This window comes from Streptomyces sp. NPDC029674 (genome assembly GCF_044903205.1).
Classification (GTDB): domain Bacteria; phylum Actinomycetota; class Actinomycetes; order Streptomycetales; family Streptomycetaceae; genus Streptomyces.
Genome location: NZ_JBJDPY010000003.1, coordinates 37,223 through 52,682 on the forward strand (window position 1 = coordinate 37,223; position 15,460 = coordinate 52,682).

A 15,460-nucleotide genomic window follows, 5' to 3' on the forward strand; every position below is an offset into this window, starting at 1 on the left:
ACCCTGGGAAGTCGGCGTCAGGAAGAGGTGATGAACGTGGCTCCGATGCGTGGCGGTACGGCGGTTCAGGACCACGTCGCCCTCGCCGAGATCGAACTGTGCGGCGAACTCATGATCGCGGCGAGCGCGGCGGCCGAGCGTCTGAGCTTCGACCGGATCGACGAGGTTCTGAACGTGGCGGACGCGCGAGACGGCAGGGCCCCCGGCGACGACCGTCGCTGAGGGCCCCGCCCGGCTCGGGCCCAGGCGCGGGCCCCGTACGGGCACGGTCCGGAGCGGCTACGTACGCATCATGCGCGCGATCGCCTTCGTGGCCTCCTCGACCTTCGCGTCGATCTCCGTGCCGCCCTTGACCGCCGCGTCGGCGACGCAGTGCCGCAGGTGCTCCTCCAGGAGCTGGAGCGCGAAGGACTGAAGCGCCTTCGTGCTCGCGGAGACCTGCGTGAGTATGTCGATGCAGTAGACGTCTTCCTCGACCATGCGCTGCAGGCCGCGGATCTGGCCCTCGATGCGGCGCAGGCGCTTGAGGTGCTCGTCCTTCTGCTTGTGGTAGCCGTGCACTCCGTGCTCGTGGTCGGAGGGCGCCTCGGGCGCCTCCGGGGTCGGCACGGCCGTGTCGGCCGCCTCGGTGGTCGTCATCGCGTCCTCCTCCTGGTCCGTGGAACCAGATACCTGATCCATATACCCCCGGTGGGTATATGTTAGCCGAATTCTCGGGGGGTGTGCTGATCACTGTGCCTGATGGGCGACACTGGGGGGCGGCCGGTTAGCCGTGGCCGGATGATGCGCCTAGCATCAGCCTGACCGCATCCAGAGCACCCCGAGGACCCCACGTGCGCTTTCGTCTGACCCCGAGGGAGACGAGTTTCTACGACATGTTCGCCGCATCCGCGGACAACATCGTCACGGGCTCGAAGCTCCTCATGGAACTGCTCGGAGCGGACTCTTCCGCGCGAGCCGAGATCGCAGAGCGTATGCGGGCCGCGGAACACGCGGGAGACGACGCGACGCATGCGATCTTCCACCAGCTGAACTCCTCGTTCATCACGCCGTTCGACCGCGAGGACATCTACAACCTCGCGTCGTCCCTGGACGACATCATGGACTTCATGGAGGAGGCCGTCGACCTGGTCGTCCTTTACCAGGTCGAGGAGCTCCCCAAGGGCGTCGAGCAGCAGATCGAGGTCCTTTCGCGGGCCGCCGAGCTCACCGCCGAGGCCATGCCGAACCTGCGGACCATGGAGAACCTCACCGAGTACTGGATCGAGGTCAACCGCCTCGAGAACCAGGCCGACCAGATCCACCGCAAGCTCCTCGCGCAGCTCTTCAACGGCAAGTACGACGCCATGGAGGTGCTGAAGCTCAAGCAGATCGTGGACGTCCTCGAAGAGGCCGCCGACGCCTTCGAGCACGTGGCGAACACTGTGGAGACCATCGCGGTCAAGGAGTCCTGAGGCCTCGCCATGGACACCTTTGCTTTGATCGTGACGATCGGCGTCGCGCTCGGTTTCACGTATACGAACGGCTTTCACGACTCGGCGAACGCCATCGCCACCTCCGTCTCCACCCGTGCGCTGACGCCCCGCGCGGCGCTCGCCATGGCCGCGGTGATGAACCTCGCCGGTGCCTTCATGGGCAGCGGGGTCGCCAAGACCGTCAGTGAGGGGATCATCGAGACCCCGCACGGCGACAAGGGCATGTGGATCCTCTTCGCCGCCCTGATCGGCGCGATCGTGTGGAACCTCATCACCTGGTACTTCGGACTGCCCTCCTCCTCGTCGCACGCGCTGTTCGGCGGCATGGTCGGCGCGGCGCTCGCCGGCGGGATCGGCGTCATCTGGTCCGGGGTGCTCGACAAGATCGTCATCCCGATGTTCCTGTCGCCGGTGATCGGCCTCATCGCCGGATACCTGGTGATGTGCGCGATCATGTGGATGTTCCGCAAGTCCAACCCGCACAAGGCCAAGCGCGGCTTCCGCATCGCGCAGACGGTGTCCGCGGCCGGCATGGCCCTCGGTCACGGTCTGCAGGACGCGCAGAAGACGATGGGCATCGTGGTGATGGCCCTGGTCATCTCCGACGTGCAGAGCGCGGACGCGCCCATCCCGATCTGGGTCAAGATCGCCTGTGCGCTGATGCTCTCGGCCGGTACGTACGCGGGCGGCTGGCGCATCATGCGTACGCTCGGCCGCAAGATCATCGAGCTGGACCCGCCGCAGGGCTTCGCCGCGGAGACGACCGGCGCGGGCATCATGTTCACCACGGCGTTCATGTTCCACGCGCCGATCTCGACGACGCACGTCATCACGTCCGCGATCATGGGCGTCGGCGCGACGAAGCGGGTGAACGCGGTGCGGTGGGGTGTCGCCAAGAACATCATCCTGGGCTGGTTCATCACGATGCCGGCGGCGGCGCTGGTCGCGGCGGTCAGTTTCTGGGTCGTGAATCTCGCGTTCTTGTAGCCCCGAGGAACACATAGGAAAGGCCCGCCCCCCGGGAGCCAGGGGGCGGGCCTCTCTTGTTGTCCCTGCGGTGGCACCGCCATGCAGCACCGCGGGGAGTCGGGGGTCTAGCCGAAGCGGCCCGAGATGTAGTCCTCGGTCGCCTGCACCGACGGGTTGGAGAAGATCCGCTCCGTGTCGTCGATCTCGATGAGCTTGCCGGGCTGGCCCACCGCGGAGAGGTTGAAGAACGCCGTGCGGTCCGAGACGCGGGCGGCCTGCTGCATGTTGTGCGTCACGATGACGATCGTGAAGCGCTCCTTCAGCTCGCCGATCAGGTCCTCGATGGCGAGGGTCGAGATCGGGTCGAGGGCCGAGCAGGGCTCGTCCATGAGGAGGACGTCGGGCTCGACCGCGATGGCCCGCGCGATGCAGAGCCGCTGCTGCTGGCCGCCGGAGAGGCCCGAGCCGGGCTTGTTGAGGCGGTCCTTGACCTCGTTCCAGAGGTTCGCGCCCTTGAGGGACTTCTCGACGACGTCGTTCAGCTCGCTCTTCTTGTACGAGCCGTTGAGCTTCAGGCCCGCCGCGACGTTGTCGAAGATCGACATCGTGGGGAACGGGTTGGGGCGCTGGAAGACCATGCCGACCGTGCGGCGCACGGCCACCGGGTCCACGCCGCCGCCGTAGAGGTCCTCGTCGTCCAGGAGCACCTTGCCCTCGACGCGGCCGCCGGGGGTGACCTCGTGCATACGGTTCAGGGTGCGCAGGAACGTGGACTTGCCGCAGCCGGACGGGCCGATGAAGGCCGTCACGGAGCGCGGCTCCACGGTCATGGAGATGTCGTCGATCGCCTTGTGCGAGCCGTAATAGGCGGTCAGGCCCGATACGTCGATTCGCTTGGCCATGGGGATCACTGCTTCTTTCGAGTCTTTGGTGCGAGAGGGTCGCTGAATGGCCGCTCAGCGGCCCGTCTTGGGGGCCTTCCAGCGGGCTACGCCGCGGGCTCCCAGGTTGAGGATCATGATGAAGGCGATCAGGGCGAGCGCCGCGGCCCAGGCGCGGTCGTACGCGGCCTGGGAGCCGGCGCTGTTCGCGTACTGCTGGTAGATGTACAGCGGCAGCGAGGCCTGCGGGCCGTCGAACGGGTCGGTGTTGATCAGCGGGTTGCCCCAGACGAGGAGCAGCACCGGAGCCGTCTCGCCGGCGATGCGGGCGACCGCGAGCATCACGCCCGTGGTGATGCCGCCGAGCGAGGTGGGCAGGACCACCTTCAGGATCGTGCGCCACTTCGGGACACCGAGGGCGAGGGACGCCTCCCGCAGCTCGTTCGGTACGAGCTTCAGCATCTCCTCGGTGGAGCGGACGACGACCGGGACCATCAGGATGGACAGCGCCAGGGAGCCGGCGAACCCGGAGTAGTCGAACTTCAGGATGATGATCCAGAAGCTGAGGATGAACAGGCCCGCGACGATCGACGGGATGCCCGTCATGACGTCCACGAAGAACGTCACCGACTTGGCGAGCCTGCCGCGGCCGTACTCGACGAGGTAGATCGCGGTCAGCAGGCCGATCGGCACGGAGATCAGCGTCGCGATGCCGACCTGTTCCAGGGTGCCGAGGATGGCGTGGTAGATACCGCCGCCGGGCTCGGAGTCGCTCACCACACCCATGGAGTGAGAGAGGAAGTAGCCGTCGAAGACCTTGATGCCGCGCTTGACCGTCTCGTAGATGAGCGAGGCCAGCGGGATGACGGCGAGCAGGAAGGCGACCCAGACGACGCAGGTGGCGAGGCGGTCCTTGGCCTGGCGCGCGCCCTCGACCTTCGCGGTGAGGACGTACGTGGCGAGGACGAAGAGCAGGGCGGCGATGAGGCCCCACTGGATGCGGCTGTCCAGGCCGGCGCCGAGGCCGATGCCGACCGATGCGGCGATGGAGCCGAGGGCGATGGCCCAGGGGGACCAGCGGGGCAGGCGGGCGCCCTGCAGGGTGGACACCGGCTTGGTGGCGGCGAGGTTGTTGCTCATGCGTTGGCCCCCGAGTACTCCTTGCGGCGGGCGATGATCGCGCGGGCCGCGCCGTTGACGAGGAGCGTGATGGCGAAGAGGACGAGGCCGGAGGCGATCAGGGCGTCGCGGCCCTGGTCCGATGCCTCGCTGAACTTGCTGGCGATGTTCTGGGCGAACGTGCCGCCGCCCGGGTCGAGCAGGCTCGCGCTGATCGCGAAGGTCGGGGAGAGCACCGTGGCGACGGCGATCGTCTCGCCGAGCGCGCGGCCGAGGCCCAGCATCGAGGCGGAGATGACGCCGGAGCGGCCGAAGGGGAGGACCGACATGCGGATGACTTCCCAGCGGGTGGCGCCGAGTGCGAGCGCGGCTTCCTGGTGCATCTGCGGCGCCTGGCGGAAGACCTCGCGGCTCACGCTGGTCACGATCGGAAGGATCATGATGGCGAGCAGGATGCCGACGGTCATCAAGGAGCGCGCGGCGCCGCCCTGGTACTCGAAGATGCCGGTCCAGCCGAGGTAGGTGTCGAGCCAGGTGTAGAGCCCGGTGAGGTTCGGCACGAGGAACAGGGCGCCCCACAGGCCGTAGACGATCGACGGCACGGCGGCCAGCAGGTCGATCACGTAGGCGATGAGGCCGCCGAGCTTGCGCGGCGAGTAGTGCGTGATGAACAGCGCGATGCCGACGGAGACGGGGACGGCTATCGCCATGGCGATGATCGAGCTGACGACCGTGCCGAAGACGAGGACCGCGATGCCGAAGACCGGCGGGGTGGTGTTGGCGTCCCACGCGAACGTGGTGAAGAAGTTGCCCTCGTTCTTCGGCAGGACGACGGCCGTGCGGTACGCGAGGAAGGCCGCGATCGCGGCCATGACCACGAGGAGCAGGATGCCGGAGCCTCGGGAGAGGCCGACGAAGACGCGGTCACCGAGCCGGGACGTGCCGCGCTCTTTGCGCTTGCCCGGAGCCGCGAGCGGCTCGACCGGGTGCGGGGCGGGGGGTGGAGGAGATGAAGTCGCGTTCTGCGTGGGTATGTCCATGGGGTTCTCCGGTCTGCGGAGTCAGGGACCGTGGCGGCCCGTACTCCTGGCGGCGGTGCACCGGACGGTGCGGGCGGCTCCCTCGCGGGGGCCGCCCGCACTCTGGGTCAGCTCAGGTTCGCGACGTTCTCGCGGACCTTGGTGGCGATCTCGTCGGGGATCGGCGCGTAGCCCTTGTCCGAGAGGGTCTGCTGGCCTTCCTCGCTGGCGATGTAGGTCAGGAAGGACTTGGTGGCGGCGAGGGTCTCGGCCTTGTTGCCCTTCTCGCACGCGATCTCGTACGTGACGAGGGTGATCGGGTAGGCGCCTTCGGCCTTGGTGTCGTACGCCAGGTCGAGAGCGAGGTCCTTGCCCTTGCCGACGACCTTGGCTTCGGCGATCGCCTTGGAGGCGTTCTCGACGGTGGCCTTGACCGGCTCGGCGGCGCCCGTGTCCAGGTCGACGGTCTTGACGCCGTCGCCCGCGTAGGACAGCTCCATGTACGTGATGGCGCCCGTGGTCTGCTTCACCTGCTGGGCGACGCCGGAGGAACCGGACGCCGACTGGCCGCCCTTGGCCTCCCAGGTCTTGCCGGGCTCGTAGGGCCAGGCGGCGGGGGCCGCGGCCTTCAGGTACTTGGTGAAGTTGTCCGTGGTGCCCGACTCGTCGGAGCGGTGGAAGGCCTGGATCTTGGTCTTCGGGAGCTTCGCCTTCGGGTTCAGCTTCTCGATCGCCTTGTCGTTCCAGGTCTTGATCTTGTTGTTGAAGATGTCGGCCATCGTCTTGGCGTCGAGCGTGAGGCTGTCCACGCCGGGAACGTTGTACGCGACGGCGATCGGGCCGCCGACCATCGGCAGGTCGATGGCCTGGCTGTTCGTGCAGACCTTCTTCGACTTCTCGATCTCGTCGGGCTTCAGCGCCGAGTCGGAACCGGCGAACGCCGTCTGGCCCTGCAGGAACGCGGTGACGCCGGCGCCCGAACCGTCGGGCCTGTAGTTGATCTGCACGTCCTTGCAGGACGCCGCGTACTGCTTGACCCAGCCGTCCATCGCGTTCTTCTGCGCGGACGAACCGGACGCCCGCAGCTGGCCCTTCGCGTCATCACACTTGATGTTGGCGTTGGCCTTCGTCTTCTCGCCGCCGCCGCCACTCGTGTCGTCGGAGCCGCACGCCGTGAGGGCCAGGGCGCCGGAGACGGCGAGGGCGCCGAGGGAGAGGGCGCGGAGCCGGTTCTTGCGCTGAAGCTTCACTTTCGGAGTTCCTTCCGGGAGCCGCCGTCCTTGGGGTGGCGGCGTGCGAGGTCTTTCTCTTCGCTTCTTCGGTCTTGCGGTGCTACGTCGTCTTGTAAGGCTGAAATTAGGCAGGACAGGTGAAGTGGCCAAAGGGCATGAGTGAACGGGGGGTGAACCTCGGAGGGCGGCCTGGTGAGAGGTCGGTCACAACGCGTGCCGAACAGATTACTCCTAGTGAGGCGTGCGTAGTTGGGGTGGCATTAAAGGTTCCGCAAGAACCGGTTGCTGCCGCGTATGCCGCGAGCCACTTCCGTGGTGGCTCCACAGCGACCGCTGTGGAGGAAGTGGGAGAAGATGCCGAAGTACAAGGTCATCACCACCGGTGTGGCGAGCACGGCGCTGGCGCTGGGTGCCACGCTGGGCCTGGCCGGCACGGCGAGTGCGGCCACTCCGTCGAGCGTCTGCGGCAGCGGCTTCACCGTGCGCGACTCCAGCCCTCTGGGCGAGGGCCCGAACGCCAGGGTCTACCTGCTGCGCAATGGCTCCACCGCCTGTGTCGTCACGTTCAAGACCGGTTCGTCCGTGGGCAACACGGTCGGCGTCGGCGCCTGGGTCTCGGTGCCGGGGGACCGCCGTGCCGACCAGGGGCCGTACGCGACGTACGCGGGACCGGTGAAGATCAACGCGAGCTGCGTGAGCTGGGGCGGCAACTACGGCGAGTACACGTACAAGAAGTCCTGCTGACCTCTGCCCTCTGACGTCCTGCGGACTTCCCTGTCCCTGACGAGTCGTGACCGACAGCCCCCGGATCTCCGGTCCGGGGGCTGTCGGGCACCCCTTCGGACTCTTGAGTCCGGGAGTCTTTCAGCCCCTTCAGTCGTGCTCTGCTCAAAGCCCCGTGTCACGCAGGAACGTGGAGATCAAGCTCTTGTCCTTTGCCTGGGTGACGCGCTCGCGGGCCGCCGCCGGGTCGAGCCAGAGGATGCGGTCGACCTCGTCACCGGGCGTGAAGTGGCCGCCGGTCGCCTCGGCGGCCCAGTAGCGGACCTCCTTGGGGCGGCCCTGCGCGTCCCTGTAGTGAGCGGTGGGGAGTTCCGTGCCGAGTTCGCACATCATGCCGGTCTCTTCCAGCACCTCCCGCACGGCCGCTTCGGCCGCCGTCTCCCCGTGCTTCAGCTTGCCCTTCGGGTGGGACCAGTCCGACCACTTGGGGCGGTGGACCAGGGCGAGTTCGATCCCGTGCGGTGCGGTCGGGGCGGGCCGCCACAGGACGCAGCCGGCCGCCCGGACGAGCTCCTCGTACGTCACCGGGTCCTCGCCTCCTCGCGCAGCCACGCCTGCTGGAACGCGAAACGGGCCGCCTCGACCTCGTGGCGCTGGTCGGCGTGGAGCACGCCCAGGGCGTACGCCGTGGCCGGGGCGATCCGCGGGGTGCGCGCCGCGTGTGCCGCCGCGGCCGCCGCGGACGCCGCCTCGCGGTGCACGTTCAGGGCGTGGCTCGCGTCCGCGATACGGGGCTCCGCGTGCGGGCCCGTGACTTCCTGGGCGTACCGGTACAGGCGCAGCAGTGAGCGGACCTTCAGCCAGGGGGCGTCCTGGGCGTCCGGGGCGGTGTCCGACGCGAGGCCGTGGACGAGGGCGCCGGCGTTGTAGGGGTGGCCCGCCTGGTGCAGGGGGAGCGTGGTGACCGCCTCGGCGAGGGCGGTCTTCGCCTGTTCCACGAGGGGGGCGAGGTCGTGCCTCTCCGTCCCGTTCAGGGGGACCTCGCTGGCCAGTACGGCCACGTTGTCCGCCACCGCGTGGAAGCGGGAGGAGCCGAAGGCTTGCAGGGCTGTGGAGTGGGCTCGGGTTCTGGCGAGGGTGAGTTGCCGCTCGAGGAGGGCGGCGGCCTTGGCTGCGCCCACTGCCAGGCCACGCGGGGTATTGCCTACTTCAACGACACCCGGCACCGGGGGCTGTGCCCACCCTTCCCCAAGCTCTCGGCTGCGCTCGAGCAGGGGACGCCCCAATCGCCGTGCGGAACGCCTGCCCACAGCGGTGGCGGTAGCGCCAGCCGCAGGTGTAGCTGTAGCGGCTTGGGCCGTGCCCACCGGAGGCGCTGGGGGCGGGAGTTGGGACGGGCCCGAGAGGCGGTGCAAGGCGTCCAGGAGGCGGTACAGGCGGGTGGCGTAGGCGTGTTCCTGGGCCAGCGTGCCGGAGAGCCAGGCCAGTTCGGAGCGCAGGGAGGACGCCCAGTCCGGGTCCAGGAGGGGGTGGAACGTGTGCAGGGTGCCGCCGATGCGGCGCGCCGCGCGGCGCAGGGCGCAGGCCGCCTCCAGGGACTCCTCCGCGCCCTGCGCGTCCGTCGTGGACTCGCGGTGCAGCCGCAGCGAGCGGAGGAACTCGGTGGCCTGGTCCTGCAAGTAGGCCGTGAGAACCTCGCCCGCGTCACCCGTACCCGTATCCGTACCCGTACTCGTACCCGTCATCTCATGGTGTTGCTGTGCCACGCCGGCGCCTCCGGGCGTCTATGAGCATCTCCTGCACGTTCCGCAGCGGCTGGCCTTCCGGGTCCACCGAGTGGCGGGTCCAGTTGCCGTCCGCGCCCAGGTGCCAGGAGGCGGTGGTGTCCGACATGCCGGTCTCCAGGAGCCGGCTGAGGGCCGCACGGTGCGCCGGGTCCTGGACGCGGACCAGCGCCTCGATGCGGCGGTCGAGATTGCGGTGCATCATGTCGGCGCTGCCGATCCACACCTCCGGTTCGCCGCCGTTGCCGAAGGCGAAGACGCGGGAGTGCTCCAGGAAGCGGCCGAGGACGGAACGTACCCGGATGTTCTCCGAGAGGCCCCCCACGCCGGGGCGTACCGCGCAGATGCCGCGCACCCACACGTCGACCTCGACGCCTGCCTGCGACGCGCGGTAGAGCGCGTCGATGATGGCCTCGTCGACCATCGAGTTGACCTTGATGCGGACGTAGGCGGGACGGCCGGCGCGGTGGTGCTGCGTCTCCTTGCTGATGCGGGAGACGAGGCCGTCGCGCAGGGACTTGGGGGCGACGAGGAGGCGCCGGTAGGTCTCCCTGCGGGAGTAGCCGGAGAGCCGGTTGAAGAGGTCGGAGAGGTCCGCGCCGACCTCCGCGTTGGAGGTGAGGAGGCCGAGGTCCTCGTAGAGGCGGGCGGTCTTGGGGTGGTAGTTGCCGGTGCCCACGTGCGAGTAGCGGACGAGGGTCTCGCCCTCCTGGCGTACGACGAGGGAGAGCTTGCAGTGGGTCTTCAGGCCGACGATGCCGTAGACCACGTGGCAGCCGGCCTCCTCCAGCTTGCGGGCCCACTTGATGTTGGCCTGCTCGTCGAAGCGGGCCTTGATCTCGACGAGGACGAGGACCTGCTTGCCGGACTCGGCGGCGTCGATCAGCGCGTCCACTATCGGGGAGTCGCCCGAGGTGCGGTACAGCGTCTGCTTGATGGCGAGGACGTCGGGGTCGGACGCCGCCTGCTCCAGGAAGGCCTGCACGGACGTGGAGAACGAGTCGTACGGGTGGTGCAGGAGTACGTCACGTTCGCGAAGAGCCGCGAATATGTCGGGGGCGGACGCCGACTCGACCTCGGCGAGGTCGCGGTGGGTGCCGGCCACGAACTTGGGGTACTTCAGCTCGGGCCGGTCCAGCTTGGCGATGCTGAAGAGGCCGGTGAGGTCGAGCGGGCCCGGCAGCGGGTACACCTCGGCCTCGCTGATCTTCAGCTCGCGCACCAGCAGGCTGAGGACGTTCGGGGCGATGGTCTCCTCGACCTCAAGGCGCACGGGCGGCCCGAAGCGGCGCCGCATGAGCTCCTTCTCCAGCGCCTGGAGCAGGTTCTCGGCGTCGTCCTCCTCGACCTCCAGGTCCTCGTTCCTGGTGAGCCGGAACATGTGGTGCTCCTGGATCTCCATGCCCGGGAAGAGCTCCTGGAGGTGCGCGGGGGCGGCGATGACGTCCTCTATGGGGACGTACCGCTGCGGGGAGGCCTCCAGGAAGCGGGAGAGCAGTGGCGGGACCTTCACGCGTGCGAAGTGCTGGTGTCCGGAGACCGGGTTGCGGACGACCACGGCGAGGTTGAGCGAGAGCCCCGAGATGTACGGGAAGGGGTGCGCGGGGTCGACGGCCAGCGGGGTCAGGACGGGGAAGATCTGCTGCCGGAAGAGGGTGAAGAGCCGGGACTGCTCCTTCTCGGTCAGCTCGTGCCAGCGCACCAGCTGGATGCCCTCTTCGGCGAGGCCGGGCGCGACGTCGTCCTGGTAGCAGGCGGCGTGCCGGGCCATGAGCTCGCGGGAGCGGTTCCAGATGAGGTCGAGGACCTCGCGGGGCTGCAGGCCGGAGGCCGAACGGGTGGCGACGCCGGTCGCGATGCGGCGCTTCAGGCCTGCGACGCGGACCATGAAGAACTCGTCCAGGTTCGAGGCGAAGATCGCCAGGAAATTCGCCCGTTCGAGGAGGGGTGTGTGGGGGTCCTCGGCGAGCTCAAGCACTCTTTCGTTGAAGGCGAGCCAGCTGCGCTCCCGGTCCAGGAATCGCCCCTGCGGCAGCTCGGCGCCGTCGTGGCCGACCGCGGCGTCCTCGTCGTACGCGTCAAGATCCGCGTCGATGTCCGGGTCCAGGTCGGAGACGGTGGCGGCGATGGTGGCGGGCCGGTGCGCGGCGATGGAACCCACGGAAGGCTGGGCGTGCTGCACTCGTCCCTGCGTGTTCTGCTGGCTCATGGTCCCATTGTTCCGCGCGGGCAGGCCGATGGGCGCGTCGGAGAGTGCGGGAGTGAGGCGGAGCCTCCCGTTCTCCGGGACTGGGTCGGGCGCGGCGGGCTGCATTGAGCGAGCGTCGCAAGCCTGTCTGAATCAGCGGTTACGGCGACATGACGTGCGGGACATCGGCCGAAGACCCCCGGGCGTCTACAGCGCGGGGGTCTTCGGGGAGGGGGTGGTTCCGGCCGTGCAGTTCTGGCCGTGGGGTTCAGGTCGTGGGGTTCAGGCCGTGCGGTGGCGGAGGAGGCGGAAGGCGGCGTATGTGGCGGCGGCCGCGAGGGCGAGGACGAGGCCGGTCTCCACGAGCTGGAGGGGCCAGAAGTGCGACGAGGGGTGGAAGTCGCTGTACCAGCCGGTGACTTGGTGCTCGGCGTAGCACGGGTCGGGCTCCCGGTCCGGTTTCCAGCACAGCGTCTCCGGCAGCCGGCTCCCGTCGGAGGTGAGCATGCCCCGTTCCGCCGGGTAGGCGAAGTCGGGCGTGGCCGGTGGGTAGGTGCGCGACCAGGTGACCGTCTCGGTGGCCCACAGGTGGGGCCGGGCCAGCGGCAGCATGGTGACCGCGCCGATCATGACGGCCAGGGTGGCCGACATCGCGCGCAGAGTGTGACGCAGCAGGACCGCGCTGAGCGCTCCGACGGCGAGGCCGAGCAGGGCGTACGCGATGGCGACCGGGCCCACCGAGCCGTAGATCGCCCGCTCGTACCAGGGGGCCCTGGTGTACTCGGCCGCCGGACCGGTGGTCCACGCCCAGCGTTGAACGGCGGCGAGCAGGCTCACCCCGGCGACCACGACGGCGGCGCTCAGGGTGAGCCGGGCGGCGAGCCAGCGACCCGGCGTGAGCGACTGCGTCCACGCCAGCTTGTACGTGCCCGTCTCCAGGTCCCTGGCGATGAGCGGGCCCGCGACGAAGGCGCCGATCAGGCAGGGCAGCACGAGGATCGTCATCCCCATGTAGTCGAGGTTTCTGTTGAACTGCAGCTCGGCGTCCAGGTAGCCGCGGACCGGGCCGCCGCACCCTCCCATGTGATTACTGATGGAGCAGTCGGTCGACGCGAAGACGTCGGCCGCGTGCGCGACCCAGAGGCGGTCGGCGATCAGCGCGGCGGCTGCGAGCGCGAACAGCCCGAGCGTGATCCACAGGGAGATCCGGTGCTGGAGCAGCACCGCCCGGTACGCGCCAGGCAGTGTGAAGGCGGCGCGGCGGTCCCGCGGCTTCGCGGGCGTCGTCGTCAACGCGGTCACGAGGTCACCGCCGACGGGGCGGCGGTCGTACCCGGCGTGAGCAGCGCCGGGGCGTCCGGGACGCGAAGATGGGCGAGCAACAGCTCCTCCAGGGAAGGCTCTTGTACGTCCCAGTCGTCGCCGACCGGGCCCTCGGGGCGGATCAGGGCGGTCAGGCCGCGGCCGGTGGCGCGGGACTCGACGACGGTGTGCGGGGCGAGGTCGGTGGCGGGTCGCACGCCCGTCACCAGGGCGTGCGCGGTGACGAGGTCGTCGATGCCGCCGCCGAGGCGGATGCCGCCCTCGGAGACGAGCAGCAAGTGGTCGCAGGCGTCGGCCAGTTCGCCGAGGATGTGCGACGACATGACGACCGTCGTGCCGTGTTCGGCGGCCTCCGCCATGAGCGTGCCCATGAGCTGGTGGCGGGCGAGCGGGTCCAGGTCGGCCATCGGCTCGTCCAGGAGGAGGAGTTCGGCGCGCTTGCCGAGGGCGAGGGCGAGCGCGACGCGGGTGCGCTGGCCGCCGGAGAGCGTACGGATGCGGGCGGTCCGGTCGAGACCGCCGCCGCTCGCGACGCGCTCGGCGACGGCCGCGTCCCAGCGCCCCGGGTTGAGTTCGGCGCCGAGCCGAAGCGTCTCCGCGACGGTCAGCTGCGGGTAGAGCGGCTTGCTCTGGGCGACGTACGCGATGCGCGCGCGGGCCTCGGCGGGGCTGGTGCCGAGGACGGTGAGCGTGCCGTCGGTGGGGCGTTCGAGGCCCGCGGCGAGTGCGAGCAGGGTCGACTTGCCCGCGCCGTTCGGGCCGACGACCGCGCAGACGCGTCCGGTGGGCAGGCGGAACGAGCAGTCCCGCAGGGCGGTGTGGCGCCGCCCGTAGCGTTTGGTCAGTGCGGACGCCTCTATGGCGGTGTCGGTCATGCGGGGTCCCCCTCGGTCGCCCGTTGCCGGGCCGGCTCTTCGGTGCGGTGCGCTGGTTCCGGGTCGGTGAAGTGTTCTTCCAGTACGGCGGTGAACAGGGCCGCGACGTCCTCCCGCTCCAGGCCCGCCGCCCGGGCCCGCGCGGCCCACTCGGCGAGCTCCCCCCGCAGCGGCGAGTCGGCGGGCGCGCCGCCCAGCGTCCGGCGGACGAACGTGCCGAGGCCGCGGCGGGCCTCCACCAGGCCCTCGCGCTCCAGCTCGCGGTAGGCCTTCAGCACGGTGTTCGGGTTGATGGCGGTGGCCTCGACGACCTCGCGGGCCGTGGGCAGCTTGTCGCCGGGCTCCAGCAGGCCGAGGCGCAGGGCCTGTTGGGTCTGCTGGACGATCTGGAGGTAGGTGGCGACGCCACTGCGCCGGTCGATGCGGTATTCGACCACTGCCTTGCACCACCCTTTCACTAATTGAGTAGTGAAAGGGTGGTGCAAGAAGGGGGCGGCGTCAAGTGACGCCGCCCCAGAACCCAGAACTGCGTCGGTCAGGACTCCGTGCGGTACATCAGGTCCGTCTCGTACGTCACGAAGCCGAGGCGCTCGTACACACTGACGGCCGCCTTGTTGTCCGCGTCCACGTACAGCATCGCCGTCGGCAGGCCCTGCCGCGCGAGGTGGCGCAGGCCCGTCGTGGTCAGGGCCTTGCCGAGGCCGCCGCCCTGCGCGCCCGGCCGTACGCCCAGCACGTACACCTCGCCGAGGCGCTCCTCCGCGTGCACCTTCGTCCAGTGGAAACCGAGCAGTTCGCCGTCGCTCTCGCGCACCGCGAGAAAGAAGCCCGCCGGGTCGAACCACGGCTGCGCCTTGCGGTCATCCAGGTCCCGCTGGGTGAGGGAGCCCTGCTCGGGGTGGTGCGCGAACGCCTCGGCGTTCACGGCGAGCCAGGCCGCGTCGTCCTGGCCGGGGACGAAGGTACGGATGGACACGCCTTCGGGGAGGGTGGGCTCGGACAGGTCCAGGGTCACGTTCGCGGCCACGCCCGGGCCGGCGCTCGTGTGCGAGTCGTCCGTCAACGGGCGGCGCATCTGGCGGAGTTCGCGGAACAGGGCGAGGCCGAGCACCTGCGCGAGGTGCCGGGCCGCGGAGTGTCCGCCGTGCGCCCACACGCGCAGGCGCCGGCCCGACTCGTGCAGCAGCGCCGTGCCGAGCGCCCTGCCGTGCCCGTGCCCGCGCCGCGAAGGGTGTACGACGAGCTCGGCGGCCGGTGCCTCGACGGGGTCGGTGTCCTCCAGCTGCGCGTACCCGACGAGCTGGTCCTCGACGGTGAGCAGCAGATGCCGGACGCCGTCGCGGGCGCCGCCGCGGAGCTGCAGCCGTCCCTGCTCGGACACCGCCTGCTGACCGTCCGTACGGGCGGCTTCGGCGAGCAGCCCGAGCACGGCGTCGGCCTGCGCCGGGGTGAGGGCGGTGAGGGTGTCGATCTTCCGGAGGGGGGTGGGGGAGGCCTCGGCGGGGCGGTCGTCAGTCATACCCCGAGCGTATTCTGGCGGGGCGCCTTTGGGGGGTGGGCTTCGCGCTGCGCGCTCGCGTCCTCAGGCGCCGGACGGGCTCGATCCCTGGCTTGCTGTGGGGTTTCTCCTGCGGGAGGCGGGTGGGTTGTCGCGCTCCGCGCTCGTCCTCAAGCGCCGGACGGGCTGGATGTTCCTGCGGTGCGTCGTCGCCTGCGGCCGGCGGGTGGGCAAGGCATCGCGCTGCGCGCTCGCGTCCTCAAGCGCCGGACGGGCTGGATCTGTGCGCCCGACGGGCGGAAAGCCACTCGGTCCGCCCCCCCTCGGGTCCCCCCATTCCCCGGCATGCAACCAGGCTGTAACCCGCAACCCTC

Annotated in this window: 16 protein-coding genes; 4 read left to right on the forward strand and 12 right to left on the reverse strand. The window is 69.8% G+C overall.

The features are described 5' to 3' along the window. Positions 1 to 30 precede the first annotated feature (30 nt). Positions 31 to 222 carry a hypothetical protein gene (locus ACI2L3_RS07530; RefSeq protein WP_404751385.1) on the forward strand — a complete coding sequence of 64 codons (192 nt, stop codon included), beginning with the start codon at positions 31 to 33 and terminating at the stop codon, positions 220 to 222. Between the two features lie 57 nt (positions 223 to 279). Here the strand turns inward: ACI2L3_RS07530 and ACI2L3_RS07535 are convergent, their stop codons facing one another. Further along, positions 280 to 639, reverse strand: coding sequence for a metal-sensitive transcriptional regulator (locus ACI2L3_RS07535; protein WP_404751386.1), 360 nt, complete (start codon positions 637 to 639; stop codon positions 280 to 282). A gap of 194 nt (positions 640 to 833) precedes the next feature. Between ACI2L3_RS07535 and ACI2L3_RS07540 the strand changes: the two genes are divergently transcribed. Together ACI2L3_RS07540 and ACI2L3_RS07545 are read left to right on the forward strand one after the other, a co-directional pair. Further along, a complete protein-coding gene (locus ACI2L3_RS07540; protein ID WP_125513699.1) occupies positions 834 to 1,454 on the forward strand; it encodes a DUF47 domain-containing protein in 621 nt (206 codons plus the stop codon). Positions 1,455 to 1,463: 9 nt separating this feature from the next. Then, positions 1,464 to 2,462: an anion permease gene (locus ACI2L3_RS07545; protein ID WP_404751387.1), complete on the forward strand. Its 999-nt coding sequence runs from the start codon at positions 1,464 to 1,466 to the stop codon at positions 2,460 to 2,462. Positions 2,463 to 2,569: 107 nt separating this feature from the next. On the opposite strand, the gene pstB is transcribed toward ACI2L3_RS07545, so the two are convergent. The 4 genes from pstB to pstS all read right to left on the reverse strand — a co-directional run bounded on the left by pstB (position 2,570) and on the right by pstS (position 6,713). Continuing rightward, a complete protein-coding gene (gene pstB, locus ACI2L3_RS07550) occupies positions 2,570 to 3,346 on the reverse strand; it encodes a phosphate ABC transporter ATP-binding protein PstB (protein ID WP_404751388.1) in 777 nt (258 codons plus the stop codon). A gap of 54 nt (positions 3,347 to 3,400) precedes the next feature. Continuing rightward, complete coding sequence (pstA, locus tag ACI2L3_RS07555) at positions 3,401 to 4,465, reverse strand: phosphate ABC transporter permease PstA (protein ID WP_404751389.1); 1,065 nt, start codon at positions 4,463 to 4,465, stop codon at positions 3,401 to 3,403. Further along, entirely contained in the window at positions 4,462 to 5,484 is a 1,023-nt protein-coding gene (pstC, locus tag ACI2L3_RS07560; RefSeq protein ID WP_404751390.1) for a phosphate ABC transporter permease subunit PstC, read from the reverse strand. The genes pstA and pstC overlap by 4 nt, the downstream gene beginning before the upstream one ends. Before the next feature lie 107 nt (positions 5,485 to 5,591). After that, complete coding sequence (gene pstS / locus ACI2L3_RS07565) at positions 5,592 to 6,713, reverse strand: phosphate ABC transporter substrate-binding protein PstS (protein WP_404751391.1); 1,122 nt, start codon at positions 6,711 to 6,713, stop codon at positions 5,592 to 5,594. Positions 6,714 to 7,049: 336 nt separating this feature from the next. On the opposite strand from pstS, the gene ACI2L3_RS07570 reads away from it, so the two are divergent. Then, positions 7,050 to 7,439, forward strand: a complete 390-nt coding sequence (locus ACI2L3_RS07570; protein ID WP_404751392.1) for a serine/threonine protein kinase — start codon at positions 7,050 to 7,052, stop codon at positions 7,437 to 7,439. Positions 7,440 to 7,583: 144 nt separating this feature from the next. On the opposite strand, the gene ACI2L3_RS07575 is transcribed toward ACI2L3_RS07570, so the two are convergent. The 7 genes from ACI2L3_RS07575 to mshD all read right to left on the reverse strand — a co-directional run bounded on the left by ACI2L3_RS07575 (position 7,584) and on the right by mshD (position 15,107). Beyond that, positions 7,584 to 8,003 carry an NUDIX hydrolase gene (locus ACI2L3_RS07575; RefSeq protein ID WP_404751393.1) on the reverse strand — a complete coding sequence of 140 codons (420 nt, stop codon included), beginning with the start codon at positions 8,001 to 8,003 and terminating at the stop codon, positions 7,584 to 7,586. Next, the gene (locus ACI2L3_RS07580) at positions 8,000 to 9,163 is read right to left on the reverse strand and encodes a CHAD domain-containing protein (RefSeq protein WP_404751394.1); all 1,164 of its coding nucleotides are present in this window, start codon (positions 9,161 to 9,163) and stop codon (positions 8,000 to 8,002) included. Before ACI2L3_RS07580 ends, ACI2L3_RS07575 begins: the two co-directional genes overlap by 4 nt. Position 9,164: 1 nt before the next feature. After that, the gene (locus ACI2L3_RS07585; RefSeq protein WP_404751395.1) at positions 9,165 to 11,411 is read right to left on the reverse strand and encodes an RNA degradosome polyphosphate kinase; all 2,247 of its coding nucleotides are present in this window, start codon (positions 11,409 to 11,411) and stop codon (positions 9,165 to 9,167) included. A gap of 261 nt (positions 11,412 to 11,672) precedes the next feature. After that, the gene (locus ACI2L3_RS07590; RefSeq protein ID WP_404751396.1) at positions 11,673 to 12,692 is read right to left on the reverse strand and encodes a hypothetical protein; all 1,020 of its coding nucleotides are present in this window, start codon (positions 12,690 to 12,692) and stop codon (positions 11,673 to 11,675) included. Then, positions 12,689 to 13,588, reverse strand: coding sequence for an ABC transporter ATP-binding protein (locus ACI2L3_RS07595; protein WP_404751397.1), 900 nt, complete (start codon positions 13,586 to 13,588; stop codon positions 12,689 to 12,691). The genes ACI2L3_RS07590 and ACI2L3_RS07595 overlap by 4 nt, the downstream gene beginning before the upstream one ends. Then, positions 13,585 to 14,025 (reverse strand): GntR family transcriptional regulator, encoded by a 441-nt coding sequence (locus tag ACI2L3_RS07600; protein ID WP_404751398.1) that lies wholly within the window; start codon positions 14,023 to 14,025, stop codon positions 13,585 to 13,587. Before ACI2L3_RS07600 ends, ACI2L3_RS07595 begins: the two co-directional genes overlap by 4 nt. Before the next feature lie 98 nt (positions 14,026 to 14,123). Next, on the reverse strand, positions 14,124 to 15,107 hold the full coding sequence (gene mshD, locus ACI2L3_RS07605; RefSeq protein WP_404751399.1) for a mycothiol synthase: 984 nt from the start codon (positions 15,105 to 15,107) through the stop codon (positions 14,124 to 14,126). Between the last annotated feature and the right edge of the window lie 353 nt (positions 15,108 to 15,460).

Excerpts from the sequence above, each read along its gene's own strand:
- ACI2L3_RS07530 (WP_404751385.1), top strand. The coding sequence starts at position 31 with ATGAACGTGGCTCCGATGCGTGGCGGTACGGCGGTTCAGGACCACGTC.
- ACI2L3_RS07535 (WP_404751386.1), bottom strand. The coding sequence starts at position 639 with ATGACGACCACCGAGGCGGCCGACACGGCCGTGCCGACCCCGGAGGCG.
- ACI2L3_RS07545 (WP_404751387.1), top strand. The coding sequence starts at position 1,464 with ATGGACACCTTTGCTTTGATCGTGACGATCGGCGTCGCGCTCGGTTTC.
- pstB (WP_404751388.1), bottom strand. The coding sequence starts at position 3,346 with ATGGCCAAGCGAATCGACGTATCGGGCCTGACCGCCTATTACGGCTCG.
- pstA (WP_404751389.1), bottom strand. The coding sequence starts at position 4,465 with ATGAGCAACAACCTCGCCGCCACCAAGCCGGTGTCCACCCTGCAGGGC.
- pstC (WP_404751390.1), bottom strand. The coding sequence starts at position 5,484 with ATGGACATACCCACGCAGAACGCGACTTCATCTCCTCCACCCCCCGCC.
- ACI2L3_RS07570 (WP_404751392.1), top strand. The coding sequence starts at position 7,050 with ATGCCGAAGTACAAGGTCATCACCACCGGTGTGGCGAGCACGGCGCTG.
- ACI2L3_RS07580 (WP_404751394.1), bottom strand. The coding sequence starts at position 9,163 with ATGACGGGTACGAGTACGGGTACGGATACGGGTACGGGTGACGCGGGC.
- ACI2L3_RS07585 (WP_404751395.1), bottom strand. The coding sequence starts at position 11,411 with ATGAGCCAGCAGAACACGCAGGGACGAGTGCAGCACGCCCAGCCTTCC.
- ACI2L3_RS07595 (WP_404751397.1), bottom strand. The coding sequence starts at position 13,588 with ATGACCGACACCGCCATAGAGGCGTCCGCACTGACCAAACGCTACGGG.
- mshD (WP_404751399.1), bottom strand. The coding sequence starts at position 15,107 with ATGACTGACGACCGCCCCGCCGAGGCCTCCCCCACCCCCCTCCGGAAG.